We start from the raw sequence: 20,488 nt of genomic DNA on the forward strand, positions 1-20,488 counted from the left end.
TGTAATCATCATTATGCAATGTAATTTCCGGTATTGATTACTTCTTTAGCCCATGATTTGTGTTCAAAAATATTTCTTCCAAAACCTGCAGCCATAAATAAATCTCTCCAATCGGTTTGGGCCAATTTAATGGCTTCAAGTAATTCTTGTTCACTTCCTTTCGAAATTTTTAGCACCGAATACCATATACGTTCTAAATCTTTTGGTGAACTTTTTTCCATGAATGGGAGATTATTGGAACATCTACGTAGGAGCAATTCTTCCACACTTTCCGTGCTCTTATAGCGAAAGATGATCTGTATCAATGTTTTTGTTTCTTCTGTTAGCGTCATTTTGATTCACTCGAAATCAATTCAATCTGATTTTTGTCAATTCCCTTTGCTTTTGTCACTTTCCAATCGCCCTTTTCTTCAATGGAAGCATACCAGGTTTGAATTTCCGAATTCTTTATCTGATAGACCATTAGGCTTCCTTGCCTGTTCATTTCGGAGTTTGAAGAAACCCAAATACAAAGACCGTTATTTGTTCTTCTTGAAATCAGATTATTCTTATTCTCCGTGCTCATTTGAAATTTATGTAGGGCTTCCTCAAACCCACTATTTGTAATTCCTTGTTTACTATATCTCAATTCCGACAAAACTCGGTTTGGATTAAAAGGAGGAATAGTGATTTCTTCATTCCAATAGGGTTCAAGAACGAATGGAATAGAAGGATAGGTATCGGTGTTGTATTTTGTAATACGCTTTCCAGAGTAATTAAGCCACTTATGGTCGAACCAATTCTTAATCCTTACGACAGAAATTTCGTCTGGATTAAAAGTTTTGATAAGATTGTCTACAACAGCTTCTACAAGCTCTTTGAATCCTTCGGCATCGGTATCATCAAATTTTATATTCATCTTTCCTTTCAATTGCAACCATAGGCTTGCTTTCTTAAAGCATATTCTTTCCAAAATTTCGTGGTATCTTCAAAAGAGAACCTTTCAGGAATTCTATTTAAAACATGAATCTCTCCCGTGTACAAATTTCTCACGGTGATTTTTGCCTGCGTATTTTCTGAAATTTTCATACTCACAGTGTCCCTCCATTCTCCAAATGATTCAAAAATAATGGTGTCACTTTCCATAATAAGTGTTCTCCATTCTGATAATTTAACCCATTCGCTCTCCGAAGCTACACGCAAAGAATCCCGTTTAAAATATACTTCAGAATAATAACCATCCTCACAGATATAATAGTTCCCTTCAAGTTTTTGTTCTGTTTGACAATTCAAAAGGCATGAGAATATCAATAGGTAAATAAATGATTCAATAAGTTTTCTCACTCCTTAAATTATCTAACTAACAATTAAATATAGGGAAGTATTTTATATAACTTCCCTATTTGTACGATGCTTCAACGGAAAGATAGTTTCCTGTTCAATACAAAATCATCTGCAAAATACTATTCCTCTTCTTCTGCAATTTTAATTTCTTTTTCAATTCGATTAGTCTCGGATTCAACTAACGGATTTAAATCCATTTCCCTGACCTTTTTAATATACTCACTAGCTTTAGTATGGTCTTTTCTCAAAAGCTCAATATGAGCTAAATTCAACAATACAATGGATTTGTCATTTTTGGTTCTTAATCCTATTTCCAAAGCTTGAGTCAAGTCAGAATGGCTTTTTTCTAATTCTTGTTTTTCCAATGCAATGAGCCCAGTCGTGAAATAATAATAACTTTTGTGCCCTTTAATCAGTTTGTCTGGGTTTTTAATTTTTGAAATCAGTACTTCAGCTTTTTTTAAATTACGCCTTTTAACTTGTTGAACAGCAGCATAAACGGTTCCATATTTGAAATACCCATAAATAAAAAGTACACCTGCAATTAACATCATTGACATCGCAATGAAATCTTCCTTTGTGTAATAGTATACCGCTGATGTTAAGCAAACTATGATTAGGAATACTCTTGTAATTGGTGTAAACATATATTCAGGATGGTTTGATCAAATGTTGTATAACTAAAGGTATAAAGAAATTCCATTATCAAGTTTACTTAAAAACGAGTTTCCCCTTCAATACAAAATCATCCGCTATGGCCTGATCTTTCAACTTCTTGAAGAAAGAAGGGGAATTGTAGATCACATCGTAATCTGTACGATCCATGGTATGTTCAAACGTCAAGAAGATTTGATCTCCCATTTGCTCGATGGCTGCTTCAATGGTTTCCGTTTGGGTGATCCCTCGAATGGTCATCTTTCCTGTGAGCAGTGCTTTTCCTTCAACAATTTTGCTCGCATTCGATAACTGAAAAGTTGCCGTTGGGTATTCCGCTATGTGAAAGAAATCCTTGTCCCGTAGGTGATTCCGTAATTGCGTATTTTCCTGTTCTAACGTATTCATGTCGATCGTAACTGTTAAGGCCTCGATGGTTTCATTGGTTATGGAAAAGGAAGCGGATTCGATTTCCAAAGTACCCTCGGGAGTGTACCCACCCACAGCAGCCTTTCCTTGCCATGTTAAGGTTTGTGAATCTGTTATTTGAAAGGTCTGTGCTTGTGCAGTGCTGGATAGCAATAGTAATAAGATGAACTTTTTCATGATTTAGTTTTTAGTGATTAATAAATTTCCTGTGGTGTTAATAGTTTCGTAGCCGCATACAGTTTCCCCATCTGCCGTTTTGCCGATGAAGTACCAAAGGGCCCATCCGCCAAAAAGGGATTCACCCACGCGCCAGTTTTTATTCCAAGTGTAGGGTTCCGCCTGATTCAAAATTTGCTTCTTCGTACCGAAGGTTTTGTCCAAATCTTTTAAGGGATATACCTGCCTCAGGTTCCATTGATCGTTGTAGTAGATGTATGCGCCATATTCCATGACAGTAATTTCACTTTCCCTACAAAGCACCGAGGTGGCGTGTTTCCAGTAATAGGTATTCTCAATTTTAATAGGATCGTTTTCCTTTGGGAAATGATTTACTTCTATGGCCTTTCGCAAACCCCGCAGCTTTTCAGGTAAAGAGGCATCGGTCGGGGTGCCATAATCCGCTTGTGCTGTAATTGCAGTGGTGCTCAACAGGCATAGGAGATATACAATTGCTTTCATGATTTTGTGTTTTTATTGATTTCGAAAGCAAAGATGCGGGATGGACCCTATGCGAGTCGTTCCGATTTATAAAATGAAACGTTTTGAAGGAAAAGGGTAGGTTTCAATTTTAAAATTGAAACTTTTAATTAACTGTTTTTAAGATGTTTGGGTGATTTTCCGGTTAATCGAGTTACGGTACGGTTGAAAGAGGCTTTGGAGTTGAAACCGGCCTCGAAAGCAAGGCTTAGAAGGGTGAATTTTTCATTTTCTGGTTTCGAAAGAAGGAATTTCAGTTCTTCGAAACGGAGTTCGTTTACATAATCGGTAAACTTCTTTTTGAAGACCACCGTGAAGGTTTTGGTCACCAAATAGGATTTGGTTTCAATTGCTTCAGAAAGGAGCCCTACGGTCAATTCTTGATTTTTGAACAACCGTTCTTCTTGCATTTTTTGATTGATCTTTTCAGCAATGCCCCGTAGTTGTTCCATCTCCTTTTCCGAAGGAACCTCAATCGTTTTAAAGGCAATGGTATTCCTTCTGGAAAATCCTTCAATCCCCAACCAATAGGTAATGACCGCCATGGTTACGAAAATGGGATAACCAAAGAAATTGAAGGCGTAGTCGAAGAAGAAATAATGTATAATCGTGAAGAGGGTAAACAACACCGAAAAAATAACCAGCGCCCATACAACACGTCGTATCCAAACGATATTTTTTTCAATAAGGCGATAACCCGGGATTTCGGGTGGATTTTTAAGTACGCGAATGGCTTTAGATCCGTAAAACACGATAAGGGCACCGCCAATAACGTACATGGTGGGGAAGTGCATCCAAATCACATAGCCCCAATAGCCTAGCCAAGTGAGGCTTTCCCGTGTTCCATCCCAATAAAAATTCTGTGCCTTGATGAAGAAACTCCAGATGACTTCGATGATGACCGGTAAAAAATGAATCCAGTCCTTACGCCGCAACCGAAAGTTTGGGTTTATGTAACTCAGGGCGAAGAAGTAGATGAGGGTACCGTAGATCCAATTGAATTCCAACAGGAAATAATACCAAGTATCGTAACGTCCCAATCCGAAGAAGTAGAGCGTTTCCGCCAAAAGGCGATACGAAAAGAAAAAGAGAATGGTCGCTAGAAACCGATTGGCTATTTTGTGGATGGTGTTGGTACGCCAAAGGATAATCCCATAGGTAATACCCTGCAAGGCACCAATTACCAATAGAATAACCAGTAATACGATTTTGGTTTCCACTTCCCTAAGATACAGAAGAAGTATTAAGAGGCAATATTCTTTTTGTAGTAGCGGTACAACTCATCGGCATCGGCTCCGAAGAATTTCTTTACGTAGATCGCCCAAAAATGGTACTGTAAGCGCCAAATTCCTTTTTTGCGGTAGAGTCGGCAAGAAGTAGTTAACGAATTGCGAATCACCACAAATTCGTTACGGCGGTACAGTTCGTTGATAAGGATGTTGTCCTCGTAAATGGTATAGCGCTCATCGAACCCGCCAATTTCATCGAAGAGTTCTTTGGTAATGTATTGACTCTGATCGCCGCCTCGACAGGCACGCCATCGAAAACGGGTAAGCCACCCCGCTAAGCGGAGCCACCAATGATTACTATCGAATTTCATTTGAAAACAACCCGCTCGGTTCCCTTTTTCTACCTGTTCCAAGATAAACGTGTCGAATTCCATAGGTGGAAAGGAATCGGCATGCAGGAAATACAAGATGTCTCCGGTAGCTTCATTAGCACCTACATTCATTTGTTTGGCCCTGCCTCGTTCTGACGTCAACAAACGGAACTTCAAAGGCCATACCTTCTGGTTGATGAATTGAGCAACGATTTCTGAAGTATTGTCGGTACTTCCGCCGTCTACAACGATAATTTCCGAAATATTCTCGGGAGAACAGGCTGTAAGCAAATAGCTCAACTGATCCTTAATACCATCGGCTTCGTTTAAGACAGGAATTGCGATCGAAATCATAAAACAAATATATTATTGCTTGTTTAAATTCCAATCGTATTCCAAATATTCTAAGGGTGCATTGGTCGAAATTTTCTGATTGGCATATTGGTTTATATAACCGATCACATCCTGCTTTCCATTTACCGTATAATCCTTTGCATACCAATTAAAAATGGAAGAGAGCTTGGGATTCTCTGCCGAAAGCTCATTTTTTGGGCCATTGATGAAGGCTTTGGTCACTGCATCCAATTGTTCTTCGATTTTGTCCGCTGTGTAGGCTTCATTCAGCAATTTCGGGCAGGAAATGGAAGCGCAATTAATGGCAAAATGTATTCTGGGTTCGTTCATTTTACGAAGGATCCCATTTTCGATTCCTCCCAAAGAAAGATTTCGTTTTCCAATAGGTACGATTCCACGGGTCCAAGGCCCATTGAGGTCTTTAATGCTTTGTGTAGGGTAATTGTCTACGATCAGTTTTACCGTATGGGCATTATACAGATTGATATAGTAAGCCAATAGTTCCTGAACTGGCCAATCCTTTTTGGGCGAATTGCTGGAGAGAAGTGCTAAATAGGCATCCAATTGCGCTTCTTCTTGTTGAAATCCTTCGTAGTTCACCCATCCTTCGTTCGTCACATGCTTTTGGAGCAATGTGTTCCAAGCGGAGTGATCCACAATCGAAGTCGCGGCCGATTGTAAAGGGGGTTGCACCTTTTTTATAGGTTGTCCTTGGGTGCTTAGTCCTGCAGCTGAAAATAATGCACAGCTCTGTAAGGAGAGCAATAAAAGGGAGAGTCCTGCAATTTTTACCAGTAGTTTCATTTTAGTTGTTTAGTGCCCAATCGTAATCCATAAAGCTTTTTCGGGCATTCGAATTAATTGGGGTTTCCGAATATTTGTTGAGGTAGTCGATAAGACTCCCGTCTTTTTTAAAGTCTTTGGCAAACCAACTGAAGATCTTCGAAATCCGAATACGCTCCGCCGTGATGGTATTGCGTTGTGGATCGTTCACAAACTGTTTGGCCAAGGTGTCTAATTGGCCATCTACTTCCTTAGCTGTAAACGCCTCGTTCAATAGGGGAGGACAGGAAAAAGAAGCACAGTTAATCCCGAAATGAATACGCGGTTCATCCATTTTACGGAGGATTTGGTGTTCTATTTCGTCCAAATTATACCATTTGCTGCCCAGCTTCCATAAACGTTGGTTCCACGGTTTGTCAATATCCTTTATGCTTTCCAAGGGAAGATTTCTTAAAATAAGGTCCACTGTCATGGCATTGTAGGCGTTCATCCAGTAGGCCAGACGATCCTCTTGCGACCAATCTTCGGTAGGCATTTGGGCACCTAAAGAAGCAATGTATTCGCGTAAGGCGTGTCGATTTTGGCGAAATCCTTCATAATTCACATTTCCTTCTATAGAAACGTGATTCTTCAACAAGGAATTCCATACCGAATGATTAAAAACTTCGACCATTTCTGTGTTATCGGGTACCGTTTCTTCTTCCATTGTAATTTCCACTCCGGTTTCCTGATCTATATCGGGTTCTGAGACATCGATAACAATAGTGTCCTTAATCACTTCTTGGGCCACAACGGTATCGGCTACCACTATGGGAGTATCCGTTTTAGGTGAAGTAGCCACTGCTTTTTTACTTCCACCACAGGAAGTAAGAATCATGGATAAAAGAAATAAGGGGATGATATATTTCATTTTGTTTCAGTTATGGGTATGTACGTAAAAAAATAGGTTTTGGATGTTACGGGATACAATTCCTGTTCCAAAAAAAAGTTGAAGGTAGCCGTCTCGTTGCATTCAAAAGTTCTTTCCATCTGTTCTAAAAATAAGTAAAGCCCTGATATTAGTAGGTTTTTAGCGCCAAACTTTCAGTAACTTGAAGAAAATTTACAGAAAAATGTAACCTTTTTATCTAACCACGGTCTTCATACCGATACTAGCCAGCAAAGCCTTGAAGCATCAAAGTGATGAAATAATAATGCAAAGTGTAGCCCACGGTGATTTGGATGCCATGACGATCCTTTTCGATCGCTACCATGAATGGATCTACAACTTCTTTTTTAAGATGAAACCGGATGCTGCTTTTTGCGAAGATCTTACACAGAATGTGTTTTACAAGGCCTTGCGGTACCGTTCTTCCTATAGTGGCGGAAAGTTTGCTTCATGGATTTTTACCATAGCGCGAAACCTCTTCCACGATCATATAGAAAAGGAAAAGCATCGATCTAATGTACCGGTAGAACAACTGGCAATTGTAGATGAGGACGGAAAGGACGACCGAACCGATGAAGTAAAACGCTTGCATTTGGTGCTCAATAAACTGAAGAAGGAAGAAAAGGAACTCATTGTGATGAGCCGGTTTCAAGGGATGAAGTACCAGCAGATTGCCGAAGTCATTGGAAGCAATGAAACGGCGGTGAAGACAAGGGTACATCGAGTCATAAAAAAAATGAAAACACTGTATTTCGAAAATCAATTATCATGAAGTGCAACGAAGTAGAAAATAAGATAATCCCCTTTTTGGAAGGAGATCTGGACACCCAGCAGGAAATCGCTATGAAGGAACACTTGGCCTCTTGCGAACAATGTCAGCGACAGGTAGCGGAGACGCAGCAGATGTTGGAGGTGTTCAACGAGGTGGAAGATGCCGTGCCCAGTGATCGTGTACGGGGGAATTTCATCGAATTTTTGGAAGAAGAGAAATCTTTGCAGCGCTATACCATTGGTAGAAAGGAAACCAAGGAATTCCCATGGAAGATGGCCTTTCAAATTGCGGCTTCTGTACTTATCCTTATCGCAGGATATGCTTGGGGCAGTTTTCAAAAAGGAAGTGAGAATGATGCCCAGATTGCCGAATTACGCCTTGAGGCTACCCAATTGAAGCAGGATATGATGCTGGCCATGCTGGACAACCGTTCGGTAAGCAAGCGAATTCAGGCGGTTAATTATACCGAAGATATTGCTGCTCCGGACGAAGAGGTACTCGAAGCACTTATCGATAGGCTTCATTTCGATGGCAATGTAAACGTACGATTGGCTGCTGTGGAGGCTTTGTCAAGATATTCAGAAAACGAAAAAGTAAAAGACGCCTTTATAAAATCACTAACCAACGAAACCAACCCCAACATTCAGATTGCCGTCATTCAATTCTTGGTAGATGTTCAGGAAAAACGCGCGCTGGCTCCTATGCAAAAGCTTTTGGAGCATACTGAGACGCCAAATTTTGTGAAAGATCGAGCGAATGAAGGGATTATAACACTTATGTAAAACAATAAAGACATCAATTATGAAACGAATTAGTATATGTATCATCGCACTCCTTCTTTCCTGCGTTGCTTGGGGCCAAAAAGAATACAAAACCTCATTAAGTGGAGTAAATAGGGTAGTGCTGGAAACCAATACCACGGTAGACGTGGAGATAGGGTCCTCGGGAGAGCTTATCCTGCGGGATGGTAAAAAAAGGGATAGTGGCTATTCTGATGGGAACGAAAAGGAAGACGAACGTGCTAAAGGCCTTACGGCATTGTATGCCGGTGGTGTAGATAACACGGGCTTCGGAATGGCTACCGAAAGGGATGGAAGCACATTGCGATTAAAGGACCTTAAGCCCTTTACACAACGCAGTAGATTTACCCTAATCTTGCCCAAAAACATAGATCTAACCTTAGATTGTGGGAATTTGGGAAGTGCCAATATTGCGAACTTTACGGCAGAGTTGGAGATCGAAACCAATGTAGGCCATATTAAACTGATGGATGTTACGGGACCGATTACAGCAAACACCAGTACCGGTGCCATCGATGTAACGTTTACGAGTGTAAATCAGAGCGCTCCCATTTCCATTTCGAGTTCTACGGGAACTATAGACGTAAGCTTACCTACAAACACCAAGGCAGATGTTGAAATGAGAACCAGTATGGGGACCGTGTACAGCAATTTCGATCTGGTTCCGGAACGTGAGGATGGATTAAAGATCGTAGGGGCCAATCGGAAGATCAAAGGACAACTGAACGGTGGCGGAGTAGACATTCGTTTAATTTCTTCTGTTGGAAACATCTATTTGAGAAAAAAATAATTTAAAAAACTATCAATCATGAAAAAGGTAATTATATGTGCGCTCCTATTGTTGGGTGGGAGCCAGCTGCTCGCTCAACGGGCGGTAGAGTTGACCGAAAGCGTATCCAGCAGCCAAGAGGTATTCCTGCACTTCAAGTTTGCAGATAATATTAAACTCATACAATGGGATAGGAACGAAGCCAAAGTAGAAGCCTCCGTGCAAATAGACGATGGTGAAGGGAATGAATACTTTAGTTTAAAAACCAAAGAAATGGGATCCGAATTGAAGGTTTACTCAGACTTTGGGGAGTACTTCGAGCAAAAAAGAAAGAAAGACAATTGGTGCAACCATGAGACGGAAATCGACTATGTGGTGTACATACCCAGGAATGCCGAAATCGAGGTGAAAAGTATCTCAGGTAGCGTAGAATCTGACAGGTACAATGGTTCTTTGCGTACCGATTTGGTATCGGGCGATGTCACTATAAAGAATTACAGCGGAGATCTTCGTCTAAAAACAGTAAGTGGCGACTTGGATGTGACTATGAACAAGGCCAAAATCGATGCACGCACCGTAACAGGAACGATCTATTCTGACTTGGATATAGACATGAAGACGAAAAACGGAAAATCGTATGGCGGTAACAAGGTACTCGGTACAGTAAATGGCGGAAGTGAGTTGATCGTACTCAACACAGTTTCAGGAAATATCTATATGCGAAAAGGATAGATTTTCATAATTCCACTAGCGAAAAGGGAGCCGAATGAGGCTCCTTTTTTTGTTTAGAATTTGTAGTTGATTCCCAATTGCATCTTCCATCGAGAATTTTCACTATCCACGACCCAAGGAGTAGCATCCGTCACACTGAACTGAAACTGGGGTTCATTGTTTTCTATCCCTCGAAAACGCAACAAACTGAAGTTGGAGTTCACCACATTGGGCACGAAGACCAAGCGTCCCCAATTTTTATTGATGAGGTTGAATACGTTGAAAACGTCCAAGGAAATTCCTAATGACTGACTTTTCCCAATGGAAAGTTCATAGGCCAGTTTAGAATCCAATCTGTGGTTCCAAGGTGTTTTAGAAGCATTTCGTTCGGCATAGCCTCCTCGGTTATCATTGAGGTAATCATTATTGCTGATAAAGGCATCCAAACGTTGCCATTGTTCGGCAGCTGTGCTAACGACATTGCCATTGCCGTCGGTAATATCGATTAGGTTGATTTCGCTTTCGTTCCTTGGAATGTAAATGAGGTCGTTTCGTGAAGAACCATCACGATTCAAATCTCCCTGGTAAACGAATGAAAAGGGACTTCCCGAGGTTCCGCTGTACAAAAATGAGACGAACAAGTTGCTTTTATCATTAATCTGAAAGGTATAATCCTGATTGGCAATAATCTTATGCCTAAGATCGAAGTTGGAGTAGGACAATTCGGGGTCGTTGGCATTAATGACCTGGTTCCATTCAAAATTTGCTGCTGGAGAATTACGTACTGTACTCGATATGTCCTTGCTTTTTCCGTAGGTGTACCCCAAATAGGTTTCATAGGTTTTGGTCGATCTGGAAAGGCCTAGGGTTAAATTGTAACGATAGCCCTCTTCAGAATTCGTCAGCAAAAAGACATTGGTGAAATCGGGGTTGATTTTAGCTGCATCACCCGTTTCCAGGAAGTATTCCCTATTATCGGCGCCATCGAAACGTCCTATGTTATTTCTTCGGTTAATGGACTTAAAGAAAATACCTTTCAGCACTTGGGTATAGGTTCCACTTAACGAAATGTTGAATTTCTTCGGCAGGGTAATGTCCAAGGAGAGATTGGTTTTCCATTCGCGCGGTAATTCAAAATCGGTATCCACCAAATTGATTTCGGCTATGGGCGAGTTACCCGCTAAGTCCTGTATATTTTCAACAATAGGCGTTGTTTCTGAAGGACGTACATCCACATTAAAATATTGCGTTCCCGAAATGTACTCGGCATATGCAAACCACAAATAGGGAAGGCGTCCTGTAAATAGTCCAGAACCACCACTTAGTTTGTAGTTTCGGTCTTCGTCCAGAAAGTATTTAAATCCGAAGCGCGGATTGATGTGTGGACTTGTCTTTATTTCATTGTTGAAACGACTGAATTCTGGCGTTCGTTGTACTTCTTCGCTCAACGGAATTTCACCCAACAGAAATTGAGAATCGAACCGGATACCTCCAGTTAGGGTAAGCCGATCATTCACCCGAAAGCGATCCTGAAGGTACAGTGCTGCTACCAGTACATCGATTTCGGCAGAAGGAGTGTCACTTACAAAGTCGAAAGCGTTGTTGTCCAGTCGATATACCCCACGAATACGCGAAGGGAGATCGTTTAGGAAATTATCTAAGGAACTGTATTCCCAACGCCCGTTCCAAGCTGAGAGGAATCCGTAGTCCACATCATTGTATTGTGCGAATCCACCTAAAGTAAGGGTGTGTCGGTCCTTGGTATAGGTAAACTTGTCTGTGAGTTGAAGGGTGTTAAGATCGGTTCCGTAGACCGATGCTTCGCGATACGTACCAGCAAAGATCCGATTAGAGGCATCAGAAATCTGAAGGTGTGGGAACACCCGACCATCAAAATCACGGTCTTCGCTAACAATGTTATATCCTATACTTAGTAGGTTGGTACTTTTTTCATTGAATTTAGAATTCAATTCTAAAGTCAAACTATTGGCAACGCTATTGTGTCGGAAGCCCTGGTTTCCGAAGTTGAAAATAGATTCGTTCCATTCCAGATTATCGGCAAAACTGCTCACAAAATTATTCCGCAAAGTCCATTTGGTCTTTTGGGATGCGTTGTAATCCAATCGGAAGAAAATCTTAGAACTTCCCGTTTTTATGGAAGCATCATGAAAGGCACCTGGATCGTAATTATAGCGTTCACGCAAGCGATTGGCAATAGCACGTACCATGTCCAAACTGATGTTGGATCCCGAACTTCCCGGGGCATTAAGTACGGGATTGTTGCTGTTCGCTTGTTCTACATTCAGGTAGTAAAACAGTTTATCTTGCTTCAAAGCACCGCCAATTCCGGCACCCACCTGAAAATCGTAAAAGTTTTCTACGTTCTGTTCTATTCCATCAGAAAACTTCCCAACGGTGAGCTGATTGTTGCCAAAGGCATAGACTTCGGCTTTGGTGTTGTTGGTCCCCGTTTTGGTCACCACATTGATGTTGGCTCCGGTAAAGTTCCCGATACTCACATCGAAAGGGGTTGTTTTTATGGAAAGCTGCTTTATGGCTCCAAAACCGATAGGTTGTGTACGGGATAAACTTCCGGGTGTTCCATTGGCGGTAGAGCCAGAGGCACCACTGGAGGGTTCCTGAAAACCGATCACATCATTGTTGCCAATACCATCAATATTGAGGTTGTTGAAGCGATTGCTAGCTCCTGCAAAGGAATTGAGATTGGCCTCGGGTAAATTTCGCGTAAGGTCTTGTATGCTTCTATTAATGGTGGGCGTAGCCTTTATGAGGTCGCTTCCTATAAGCTGCTCGTTGGTTTTTCTTAATTGGGAACCGTTTACGGTAATGAGTACTTCTTCCAATTCACTGGATGCCGACTTCAAAACGATATTTTGATGGGTCACCGCCCCTAAATTGATCTGTACATTTTCGACGACCGCGGTTTCATACCCTAGAAAACTCACTTCTATCCTGTATGCATTTCCGGGAGGTAAACTATGGACACTATAATAGCCTGAAGGCTGTGATATGGCACCGTAGGCGAAGTTGGTTTCGGTATCCGTAACCACCACAGTGGCAATGTCTATAGGTTCGTTGGAGGCATTGGTAATCTTACCTTCCAATTGTCCGGTGGTTTCTTGACCGTAGATAAATGTGGTCATTAAAAAACAACACGCGATAAAAAGCTTATGCATTAATTTCCAGTTCAAAATCTTGCGATTCGATTATAGTTGATCGGGGAACACTAAACAATATATTCCTGAAAGGAAAACCTATACCTACTTATACGTATTCTGGAGTATGTGTATTCTTAGCAACATCCGCCACCATCGTAATGGAAGGTCGATTCGCTAATGTAGATATCGTCCCTACCCAACCCTGCAAGGTTGGATGCAGTTTTGTCGCAAATAGCAATGGGTTGATTTTTCAATAAAATATGTCCGTTCTGGTCGTCCAAATATTCTTCCTCACCAAAGTAAATGGCGGCTTTACCGGTAAAGACACAAGGGCCGTCGGCTGGCATGGGGTCTTTAATGGCAGCTACTTCGATGGATTCTATATAGATCAACTCATCGGTTGGATAGTTCTTGGGGTCCAGAATTCTGTAAGGCTTACGCGCACGGATTTCGATGGTTCCGAAGCCTACATCGGTCAAGGCCTTAACGTAGTCCTTAATCGGGAGACTTCCGCTTAAACATAAAGCACGAAGACGCTCATCGTTGCGTAAGGTTTCATTCATAGGTTGCTCACACGTAGGATCGCTCATTACCAAACGGCCATGTGGCTTTAACACGCGGTACATTTCCTCGATGGCCTTTTTAAGATCCTCTTCTTTGAATATGTTGAACAGGCAGTTTTGTGCTGCTACGTCTATACTATTGTCTTCTACAGGGAGATTCATGGCATCCCCTTTTTTCAGGTCTACGAATTCACTTTTAAACCAATCGTTTTGTGCTTCCGCTTCCTTAAAATTCTTACGGGAAGCTTCCAGCATTTCATCTACCACATCGACACCAATCACACCACCTTTCTGACGGGAAAAGTATGAGAACTGTAGCAATTCCATTCCACCACCAACGCCCACGTACAATACTTTGGGGTTGTTTGTTAAATCACGCGCATGTACCGTACTTCCGCAACCATAGTTCATTTCCTGCATGATCTTGGGGATTTTTAGTCCGGGAAGTTCCCAAATAGGGTTGGTGGTACAACAAAGGCCAACATCTGGGGTTAATGCGGCTTCTTTGTAAACATCTATCGTAGTCTCTAAGTAACTCATATGTATTATTTGGTCTTCAAGAATAAGTGATTTTGTCGGAAGAAACCACTTTTCTTTACGGAAATTTACAATTGTTTTATTAATTCGGTGAAAATGGCGATCATATCAGGTTCTGCCTTGGCTGCCATGGCAATGATTTCGGGAATGTCCACGGGTTTTAGATTATCCGGATCACACTCGTCCGTGAGCACCGAAATGGCGGCAACAGGAAGATCCAAATGATTGGCCACGATGATTTCTGGCACGGTGCTCATACCCACGGCATCGGCACCAATGATTTTTAAATAGCGGTATTCTGCCCGGGTTTCCAATTGCGGGCCTACAACGCTTGCATACACTCCCTTGTGAAGGGTGATTCCTTGATCTTGGGCAATCTGCTCTATGGCGGCGTTCATTTCCGTATTGTAGGGAGCACTCATATCCACAAAGCGTTCTCCCAATTGTTCTACGCCTTTAAAAGCCAAAGGAGAGCTGCCTTGTAAATTGATATGATCATCGATAAGCATGATTTCCCCTTTTTTGAAGTTGAGGTTAATGGCTCCAGAGGCATTACTTACCAATAATTTTTTAATGCCCAATTCGTGCATTACACGGACAGGGAAGGTAACATCGTTCAATGAATAGCCTTCGTATAGGTGAAAACGGCCTTGCATAAGGATGACGCGTTTTCCGGATAGGTTACCGTAGATCAATTTTCCCTTGTGAAATTCGACCGTGGCTGTTGGGAAGTTGGGAATATGGTTGTAGCTCACTTCGGCAATGATGTCCACTTGTTCTACGATCTGTCCCAATCCGGTGCCTAGGATGATTCCAATTTCGGGCGAATCGAATCCACGGGACACCAAGAATTCTGCCGATTCTTCTATGTATTTCTTCATTCTGTTTTCAAATGTGTTAAAAAGGGCTGGAAAGCCTCAATATCTTTAATATCCTCGTAGTAGTCTACGTCGTTCCGTTCGGGAAGTAGGTAAACGTTCTCATGATCTAAATTAGCTAAAGTATCTTTTAAAACAGCGGAAGTCCCCCATTTTTTATCGAGGAAGAGTTCGGGTTTAAGTCGTTTCATTCCCAACAGATAATATCCGCCGTCCTCGGCGGGACCCACCACATAATCATGATCATTTAGGGCCGAAAATGCCTTTTCAAGATCGCTTTGCGAAAGATCGTAGAGATCGCTTCCGATGATGATAATCCGTTCGAAACCTTCGGCAAAGCCTTGTTCAAAAGCATGCATCATACGCAGACCGAGATCGTCTCCGTATTGCTGTTTTTTGTTGTAAACAGCTTCGTCCCAAAGATCGTTTTCCCGAATCTTGACCGAGTAATGCACCTGTTTCTCCACCTTGAGGTGTTGGGTAATGGAAACGGTATGATGCAAAAGGAATTTATAGATATCCAATGCAGCTTCATCGCCAATGGTGGCTGCCAATCGGGTTTTGCACTTTCCTAATTCGGGATTTCGGGTAAAAATGAGGAGGAGATCCTTAGTCATAAACTTTTATTCCTTTCTTCAGCCATTTGCTCCAAGGCTTGGTACAAGTGTGTACGCTGTCGGTTTCTTTTTCGGATAGATTAAATACGGGATATTCTTTGTTTTTCCATTCAAAAATACCCCCATATAGATTTTTTACCTGCGTAAACCCTGCTTTTTTTAGTTTTTCCCCAATTTCCTCAGAACGGATCCCCAAAGAACAGTACACCACAATGGGCGTGTCTTTGTCTTTAATATTTTCGGTAATGGTATCGATAGAAAAATGGGTGTAGCCCACTAACTGGGCATCTTCAATATGACTTACTTCGTATTCTTTGGGTTCCCTGGAATCTAAGACAACCACTTCTCCTTGTGCTTGTTGCATTTTCAGCTCTTCTACCGAAATATAGGGGATACTGTGGGTGTTGTATTGGTTTAATACTTTATCCAGTTTTTTTTGAGCCGACATTACAGTGGCACAACAAAATAATGCTATGAAGAAATAGAACTTCATCTGGAATACTTCAGAATTACGCTACGGTCCCTTGGCAGCTACTTCCAGCACCAGCGGTACATCCGTAGCAGTGTTGGGAGATAATGATATTTCTATTGTTCAGGATTTCTTCGTTGTATTCGCTAATGTGTTTCACCTTGCTGGCAACCTGCAATCCCAGCATCTGGTTGAAATCGCAATCGTATAACCAACCATCCCAACTTACCGAAATGGTATTGGTGCACATTACATTCGCTACTGCCGAAGGATTAAACGCCTCTACCAACGAATACATATAATCTTCATAATTGTCACTGGCAATAAGGTAATCCAGAAAACGTGAAATGGGAAGGTTGGTAATGGCAAACAGATTGTGGAACTGAATTCCAAAATCTTCCATCAATGCTTTTTTGAAATCCTTCTCCATGCTGGCTTGGTCTCCTGGAAGGAAGGCGCCGCTAGGGTTGTACACCAGATCCAAGCGAAGATCACTATCGGGCATACCATAACCTACGGCATTTAATTCCTGTAGGGCTTTTATGGAAGCATCGAACACTCCATCTCCACGTTGTTTATCGGTTTTTCCTCGGGTCCAGTGCGGCATGGAACTTACTACATGCACATTGTGTTTTTTGAAGAATTCTGGAAGATCGTAGTATTTTTTATTGGCCCTAATGATAGTCAGGTTGCTCCTCACAATAAAATCCTTGATTCCTGCCTTGCTGGCTTCTTCTACGAACCATCTAAAGTCTGGGTTCATTTCTGGCGCTCCCCCAGTAAGGTCCAGGGTATGGGCACCCGTATTGCGAATCACTTCCAAACATTGCTCCATCGTTTCTCGGGTCATGATCTCTTTACGATCGGGACCGGCATCTACATGGCAATGCTCACATACCTGATTGCACATGTATCCTACATTGATCTGTAGAATTTCCAGTTTTTTGGGGCGCAATGGAAACTGCTGGGTTTCCTTTATTTTTTCGGCAAAAGTGGGAAGTTCCCCGTTTTGGAAGATTCCATTGGACAGGATTTCCAATTGCCTATTTGCATTGGCCAATTCGCTCTCCCTTTTGTGCAGGGATTGTGTTTTTATCTTGGTCATACGTTGATTTCCTAATGCATACTATTTGTAAGTTAAGACTAACCGTCCAACTTGTTTACTTTGTTCATCATCATTACCCCATGAACCAAGGTGGCTCCACCTTTAATGGCGGCACCTACGTGAACGGCTTCCATCATTTCCTCTTTGGTTACCCCGCGCTGCAATCCGTCCTTGGTATAGGCATCGATGCAATACGGGCATTGCTCAGTATGGGCTACCGCTAAAGCAATAAGGGATTTTTCACGGGCCGTAAGGGCTCCTTCTTCGAAGACCTTTCCGTAATAATCGAAAAATTTGGTCCCCAATTCTTCGCTCCATTCGGTAATATTCCCAAATTTTCTGAGGTCTTTAGGATCGTAATACGACATATTCTTTCTTTTAACTGCCTTATACTAAAAACAGTAGGGTTATTTGTATTGGGTAAAGATAGGGAAGTAGTCTTATTTGTAGGCTCACCCTTACGAAAGTTTTTAGAAAAATGTCAATTAAAGGAATAGCTAATTCCGGTCCTAAAATCGTACTGTGAATTGGGAATACCCAAGGCGGGAACCGCGTCGTAGACAAAGGTGTAGGTTAACTTAAGGTCGAACCCACCAAAAAGTTCCACTGCTAAGGAGCTTTGGCTCGATAAACGGTAGTCGGATACCTCTTTTAAAAGCGGTTGGTAATAGGTGGTGCTAACGAGAGAAATACGCTCGGTGGGATAGAGACTGAATGAAAGATAGCAGCTTCCTCGAAGATCACGTTGTAGGGGCGTAAAATTATCCGCTGTCTCCTCGTGTTCATACATGATCAATGTCCCTAGATAGAACTTATAATTTTCGGATGTGGTGAGTTTAAATCGGGGTCCGGTTCCCAACAATCCCCGAAAGTCGATAAGGCTTACTTTGTTGTATTGGCCTTGGGCAAAGATTTCCCAAGCGATTCTGTCATGGAAGCGGTTGTTGTGTCGTAGGTGCGTAATACCGCTGTTTTCGAACTTGTTTCCTTCAATTTTCTGAAAGTTGATATCATTTTTGAAGATGAACAAATGTTCCTTCATTTTGTACTGAACATGGACGTCGCTCCCGAGGATCACAAAGTCGTTTACATTTCGTTTTAATGCGAAATGTGCACTTGCTGAACCCGACCAGCCGGAGGTGTCTGTGACCTTCCGCAGGGACTCCGCATTTAGGATTTGTCCGTAGGAGGGAAGGCTGAGTACGAGAAACAAGAGAAATGCGAGGGTTTTCACGTAGTTAGTTTACGTAAATATACACCTTTTGAAAACAGTAAAATTATTATGTTTAACAATGTTAAAATTCTGTTTAAACAAAAGGCAATAAGCGGGGTAGAACGTATCTTTGCCAAGAACGAGGATGTATTTTCTCTAAGTTTAACTATTACAAATACGATTGTATGGATATACTAGATCAGGCCTTGGAATTCGAACAACGTAAAATGACGTTTAAGACGACCAGTGAACGCATCGAAGCTTCACGCGAGGTAAAAAGATTAATTCTAGGAATAAACGAAATATATAAAAAGAATAAAGACGCACAGTTAATGGATTTAATGAAGCGTCTCACGGTCATAAAACAAAAGATCGAGAAACGATTAAAAGGTCGTTTGGCCGCTTAGAAAAAATCCCTTGACATCGTCAAGGGATTTTTTTTGCTTCTCTATTATCTGAAGTAGATATAGACACTTGCCACAATGATGATAATGGCAATACCTACAGGTCTTGCAAATTTCCATTGTGTAATATCCACTTGTTTCGTGTATTCCTGAACGTAAGGTTCCTTGCGCGGTCTAAACTTACCGATGAGCAACATGATCGCCACATTGAATAGGAACAATATGGCCATGACATCCAAGTAATGCAACCCGAAATACGCTTGTGACTCTATGGCTGCCAACTCGGCGGCATCGGTAATGCCATTGGCCTTTGCCTCATTAAGTGCTTTTTCTACAAATCGTGGTTGCAAAATAAATTGACTAATGATATAAAGAATGGAACCGGAAAGTAATCCAATCTTAGCTGCAATTGCAGGGACTCTTTTGGTGAGGTATCCCACAATAATGATGGTTAAAATTGGGATACTATAGATTCCGTTGATCTCTTGAAGGTAATCGAAGAGACTACCGGCATCGGCAATAAACGGAGCAATGAACATGGAAGCTAGTGCTAATAAAAGACCGAATCGCTTTCCTTGTTTTACCACAAGCTTTTCATCGGCTTCCGGATTTATATGCTGTTTGTAAATATCTATTCCGAATAGGGTTACGGAACTGTTCAGTACACTATTAAAGGAACTTAAAATTGCACCAAACATCACCGCTGCAAAGAATCCTAAAAATACGGGAGGCAATACCTCGGCTACCAATCTTGGATATGCTTGATCTACACTGTCCAATCCACCGCTAAACATATGATAGGCTATGATTCCTGGTAAGACTACGATAATAGGTCCCAATATCTTAATGAAAGACCCCAATAACAGTCCTTTTTGTCCTTCGGCCAAGTTCTTGGCAGCCAAAGCACGTTGAATGATTTGCTGATTGGTTCCCCAGTAGAATAACTGTACAAGCATCATTCCCGTGAAAATCGTATGGAACGGAACAGGGTCCGTCGGTTTTCCGATAGATTTGAATTTATCAGGGTTCTCGGTGGTCAAAATGTTAATGCCTTCCATAACACTTCCATCCCCAATAAGCATCAGTCCGAAAACGGGGATGAGAAGCCCACCAATCAATAACCCAATCGCATTTATGGAATCTGAAACCGCTACTGCCTTTAACCCTCCAAAAACGGCGTAGATGGAACCAATGATCCCTATTCCCCAAACACAAAGCCAAATGGATTGACCCTCACTGATATTAAAAGCTTCCGGAACGTTGAACATACCACTAATCGCTACCGAACCCGAATACAGGATAACAGGCAAAAGCACGACCACGTAACCGGTTAAGAACAAGCCAGAGGTAATTGTTTTGGTGGACACGTCGAAACGTTTGGCCAAGAATTGTGGTACCGTTGTTAATCCACCTTTTAGATAACGAGGCAATAGAAAAAGAGCCGTCACTACCATGGCGATGGCAGCAAGGGTTTCCCATGCCATAACGGACAATCCACTTTCGTAAGCGGAACCGTTTAAACCAACGATTTGCTCTGTGGATAAATTCGTAAGTAAGAGCGATCCAGCAATAACGCCTGCTGTTAAACTTCTACCTCCCAAGAAATACCCGTCGGAAGTATTTTCATTGGTTTTTCGTGTAGCTAGGTAAGAAATTACCCCTACAAGGATGGTAAAAGCCAAAAAGGTTACAATTGTCATCATA

The 20,488-nt window shown here is 41.7% G+C and carries 24 protein-coding genes; 5 read left to right on the forward strand and 19 right to left on the reverse strand.

What is annotated here, in order from left to right:
- Nucleotides 1-11: 11 nt before the first annotated feature.
- The 10 genes from POV27_RS02830 to POV27_RS02875 form a co-directional block, all read right to left on the reverse strand.
- On the reverse strand, nucleotides 12-221 hold the full coding sequence (locus POV27_RS02830) for a hypothetical protein (RefSeq protein ID WP_272861211.1): 210 nt from the start codon (nucleotides 219-221) through the stop codon (nucleotides 12-14).
- A 107-nt stretch (nucleotides 222-328) separates the two neighbouring features.
- Nucleotides 329-898, reverse strand: a complete 570-nt coding sequence (locus POV27_RS02835) for a hypothetical protein (protein WP_272861212.1) — start codon at nucleotides 896-898, stop codon at nucleotides 329-331.
- A gap of 8 nt (nucleotides 899-906) precedes the next feature.
- Nucleotides 907-1,323, reverse strand: a complete 417-nt coding sequence (locus POV27_RS02840) for a hypothetical protein (RefSeq protein WP_272861213.1) — start codon at nucleotides 1,321-1,323, stop codon at nucleotides 907-909.
- A gap of 119 nt (nucleotides 1,324-1,442) precedes the next feature.
- On the reverse strand, nucleotides 1,443-1,970 hold the full coding sequence (locus tag POV27_RS02845; RefSeq protein WP_272861214.1) for a hypothetical protein: 528 nt from the start codon (nucleotides 1,968-1,970) through the stop codon (nucleotides 1,443-1,445).
- 64 nt (nucleotides 1,971-2,034) lie between these two features.
- On the reverse strand, nucleotides 2,035-2,583 hold the full coding sequence (locus tag POV27_RS02850; RefSeq protein WP_272861215.1) for a YceI family protein: 549 nt from the start codon (nucleotides 2,581-2,583) through the stop codon (nucleotides 2,035-2,037).
- Nucleotides 2,584-2,586: 3 nt separating this feature from the next.
- A complete protein-coding gene (locus POV27_RS02855; protein WP_272861216.1) occupies nucleotides 2,587-3,084 on the reverse strand; it encodes a hypothetical protein in 498 nt (165 codons plus the stop codon).
- 128 nt (nucleotides 3,085-3,212) lie between these two features.
- Nucleotides 3,213-4,322 (reverse strand): helix-turn-helix domain-containing protein, encoded by a 1,110-nt coding sequence (locus POV27_RS02860; protein ID WP_272861217.1) that lies wholly within the window; start codon nucleotides 4,320-4,322, stop codon nucleotides 3,213-3,215.
- A gap of 23 nt (nucleotides 4,323-4,345) precedes the next feature.
- The gene (locus POV27_RS02865; RefSeq protein ID WP_272861218.1) at nucleotides 4,346-5,056 is read right to left on the reverse strand and encodes a TIGR04283 family arsenosugar biosynthesis glycosyltransferase; all 711 of its coding nucleotides are present in this window, start codon (nucleotides 5,054-5,056) and stop codon (nucleotides 4,346-4,348) included.
- A 12-nt stretch (nucleotides 5,057-5,068) separates the two neighbouring features.
- On the reverse strand, nucleotides 5,069-5,860 hold the full coding sequence (locus POV27_RS02870) for a DUF547 domain-containing protein (RefSeq protein ID WP_272861219.1): 792 nt from the start codon (nucleotides 5,858-5,860) through the stop codon (nucleotides 5,069-5,071).
- Nucleotide 5,861: 1 nt separating this feature from the next.
- A complete protein-coding gene (locus POV27_RS02875; RefSeq protein WP_272861220.1) occupies nucleotides 5,862-6,749 on the reverse strand; it encodes a DUF547 domain-containing protein in 888 nt (295 codons plus the stop codon).
- A 256-nt stretch (nucleotides 6,750-7,005) separates the two neighbouring features.
- On the opposite strand from POV27_RS02875, the gene POV27_RS02880 reads away from it, so the two are divergent.
- The 4 genes from POV27_RS02880 to POV27_RS02895 are packed head-to-tail and all read left to right on the forward strand — an operon-like array spanning nucleotide 7,006 to nucleotide 9,840.
- Nucleotides 7,006-7,539, forward strand: a complete 534-nt coding sequence (locus POV27_RS02880; RefSeq protein WP_272861221.1) for an RNA polymerase sigma factor — start codon at nucleotides 7,006-7,008, stop codon at nucleotides 7,537-7,539.
- Complete coding sequence (locus tag POV27_RS02885; RefSeq protein WP_272861222.1) at nucleotides 7,536-8,321, forward strand: HEAT repeat domain-containing protein; 786 nt, start codon at nucleotides 7,536-7,538, stop codon at nucleotides 8,319-8,321. Before POV27_RS02880 ends, POV27_RS02885 begins: the two co-directional genes overlap by 4 nt.
- 19 nt (nucleotides 8,322-8,340) lie before the next feature.
- Nucleotides 8,341-9,129, forward strand: coding sequence for a DUF4097 family beta strand repeat-containing protein (locus POV27_RS02890; protein ID WP_272861223.1), 789 nt, complete (start codon nucleotides 8,341-8,343; stop codon nucleotides 9,127-9,129).
- A gap of 18 nt (nucleotides 9,130-9,147) precedes the next feature.
- Nucleotides 9,148-9,840, forward strand: coding sequence for a DUF4097 family beta strand repeat-containing protein (locus tag POV27_RS02895; RefSeq protein WP_272861224.1), 693 nt, complete (start codon nucleotides 9,148-9,150; stop codon nucleotides 9,838-9,840).
- A gap of 53 nt (nucleotides 9,841-9,893) precedes the next feature.
- On the opposite strand, the gene POV27_RS02900 is transcribed toward POV27_RS02895, so the two are convergent.
- The 8 genes from POV27_RS02900 to POV27_RS02935 form a co-directional block, all read right to left on the reverse strand.
- Nucleotides 9,894-12,983: a TonB-dependent receptor gene (locus POV27_RS02900; protein WP_272861225.1), complete on the reverse strand. Its 3,090-nt coding sequence runs from the start codon at nucleotides 12,981-12,983 to the stop codon at nucleotides 9,894-9,896.
- Between the two features lie 149 nt (nucleotides 12,984-13,132).
- Nucleotides 13,133-14,101, reverse strand: a complete 969-nt coding sequence (arsM, locus tag POV27_RS02905; RefSeq protein ID WP_272861226.1) for an arsenosugar biosynthesis arsenite methyltransferase ArsM — start codon at nucleotides 14,099-14,101, stop codon at nucleotides 13,133-13,135.
- Nucleotides 14,102-14,166: 65 nt separating this feature from the next.
- Complete coding sequence (locus tag POV27_RS02910) at nucleotides 14,167-14,979, reverse strand: purine-nucleoside phosphorylase (protein ID WP_272861227.1); 813 nt, start codon at nucleotides 14,977-14,979, stop codon at nucleotides 14,167-14,169.
- Nucleotides 14,976-15,593 carry a TIGR04282 family arsenosugar biosynthesis glycosyltransferase gene (locus POV27_RS02915; RefSeq protein WP_272861228.1) on the reverse strand — a complete coding sequence of 206 codons (618 nt, stop codon included), beginning with the start codon at nucleotides 15,591-15,593 and terminating at the stop codon, nucleotides 14,976-14,978. Before POV27_RS02915 ends, POV27_RS02910 begins: the two co-directional genes overlap by 4 nt.
- On the reverse strand, nucleotides 15,586-16,086 hold the full coding sequence (locus tag POV27_RS02920; protein WP_272861229.1) for a rhodanese-like domain-containing protein: 501 nt from the start codon (nucleotides 16,084-16,086) through the stop codon (nucleotides 15,586-15,588). The genes POV27_RS02915 and POV27_RS02920 overlap by 8 nt, the downstream gene beginning before the upstream one ends.
- Nucleotides 16,087-16,102: 16 nt before the next feature.
- The gene (gene arsS, locus POV27_RS02925; RefSeq protein WP_272861592.1) at nucleotides 16,103-17,158 is read right to left on the reverse strand and encodes an arsenosugar biosynthesis radical SAM (seleno)protein ArsS; all 1,056 of its coding nucleotides are present in this window, start codon (nucleotides 17,156-17,158) and stop codon (nucleotides 16,103-16,105) included.
- Between the two features lie 47 nt (nucleotides 17,159-17,205).
- Nucleotides 17,206-17,535, reverse strand: a complete 330-nt coding sequence (locus POV27_RS02930; protein ID WP_272861230.1) for an arsenosugar biosynthesis-associated peroxidase-like protein — start codon at nucleotides 17,533-17,535, stop codon at nucleotides 17,206-17,208.
- A 113-nt stretch (nucleotides 17,536-17,648) separates the two neighbouring features.
- On the reverse strand, nucleotides 17,649-18,401 hold the full coding sequence (locus POV27_RS02935) for a DUF481 domain-containing protein (RefSeq protein ID WP_272861231.1): 753 nt from the start codon (nucleotides 18,399-18,401) through the stop codon (nucleotides 17,649-17,651).
- A 164-nt stretch (nucleotides 18,402-18,565) separates the two neighbouring features.
- On the opposite strand from POV27_RS02935, the gene POV27_RS02940 reads away from it, so the two are divergent.
- Nucleotides 18,566-18,787, forward strand: a complete 222-nt coding sequence (locus tag POV27_RS02940; RefSeq protein WP_272861232.1) for a hypothetical protein — start codon at nucleotides 18,566-18,568, stop codon at nucleotides 18,785-18,787.
- 44 nt (nucleotides 18,788-18,831) lie between these two features.
- Here the strand turns inward: POV27_RS02940 and POV27_RS02945 are convergent, their stop codons facing one another.
- On the reverse strand, nucleotides 18,832-20,487 hold the full coding sequence (locus tag POV27_RS02945) for a solute:sodium symporter family transporter (protein WP_272861233.1): 1,656 nt from the start codon (nucleotides 20,485-20,487) through the stop codon (nucleotides 18,832-18,834).
- Between the last annotated feature and the right edge of the window lies 1 nt (nucleotide 20,488).

This window comes from Aureisphaera galaxeae, assembly GCF_028561275.1.
GTDB lineage: Bacteria > Bacteroidota > Bacteroidia > Flavobacteriales > Flavobacteriaceae > Aureisphaera > Aureisphaera galaxeae.

Coding starts and splice junctions, on each gene's coding strand:
- POV27_RS02830 (WP_272861211.1), bottom strand. CDS start 221: ATGGAAAAAAGTTCACCAAAAGATTTAGAACGTATATGGTATTCGGTG.
- POV27_RS02835 (WP_272861212.1), bottom strand. CDS start 898: ATGAATATAAAATTTGATGATACCGATGCCGAAGGATTCAAAGAGCTT.
- POV27_RS02845 (WP_272861214.1), bottom strand. CDS start 1,970: ATGTTTACACCAATTACAAGAGTATTCCTAATCATAGTTTGCTTAACA.
- POV27_RS02850 (WP_272861215.1), bottom strand. CDS start 2,583: ATGAAAAAGTTCATCTTATTACTATTGCTATCCAGCACTGCACAAGCA.
- POV27_RS02855 (WP_272861216.1), bottom strand. CDS start 3,084: ATGAAAGCAATTGTATATCTCCTATGCCTGTTGAGCACCACTGCAATT.
- POV27_RS02865 (WP_272861218.1), bottom strand. CDS start 5,056: ATGATTTCGATCGCAATTCCTGTCTTAAACGAAGCCGATGGTATTAAG.
- POV27_RS02870 (WP_272861219.1), bottom strand. CDS start 5,860: ATGAAACTACTGGTAAAAATTGCAGGACTCTCCCTTTTATTGCTCTCC.
- POV27_RS02875 (WP_272861220.1), bottom strand. CDS start 6,749: ATGAAATATATCATCCCCTTATTTCTTTTATCCATGATTCTTACTTCC.
- POV27_RS02885 (WP_272861222.1), top strand. CDS start 7,536: ATGAAGTGCAACGAAGTAGAAAATAAGATAATCCCCTTTTTGGAAGGA.
- POV27_RS02890 (WP_272861223.1), top strand. CDS start 8,341: ATGAAACGAATTAGTATATGTATCATCGCACTCCTTCTTTCCTGCGTT.
- POV27_RS02895 (WP_272861224.1), top strand. CDS start 9,148: ATGAAAAAGGTAATTATATGTGCGCTCCTATTGTTGGGTGGGAGCCAG.
- POV27_RS02900 (WP_272861225.1), bottom strand. CDS start 12,983: ATGACCACATTTATCTACGGTCAAGAAACCACCGGACAATTGGAAGGT.
- arsM (WP_272861226.1), bottom strand. CDS start 14,101: ATGAGTTACTTAGAGACTACGATAGATGTTTACAAAGAAGCCGCATTA.
- POV27_RS02910 (WP_272861227.1), bottom strand. CDS start 14,979: ATGAAGAAATACATAGAAGAATCGGCAGAATTCTTGGTGTCCCGTGGA.
- POV27_RS02915 (WP_272861228.1), bottom strand. CDS start 15,593: ATGACTAAGGATCTCCTCCTCATTTTTACCCGAAATCCCGAATTAGGA.
- POV27_RS02920 (WP_272861229.1), bottom strand. CDS start 16,086: ATGAAGTTCTATTTCTTCATAGCATTATTTTGTTGTGCCACTGTAATG.
- POV27_RS02930 (WP_272861230.1), bottom strand. CDS start 17,535: ATGTCGTATTACGATCCTAAAGACCTCAGAAAATTTGGGAATATTACC.
- POV27_RS02940 (WP_272861232.1), top strand. CDS start 18,566: ATGGATATACTAGATCAGGCCTTGGAATTCGAACAACGTAAAATGACG.
- POV27_RS02945 (WP_272861233.1), bottom strand. CDS start 20,487: ATGATGACAATTGTAACCTTTTTGGCTTTTACCATCCTTGTAGGGGTA.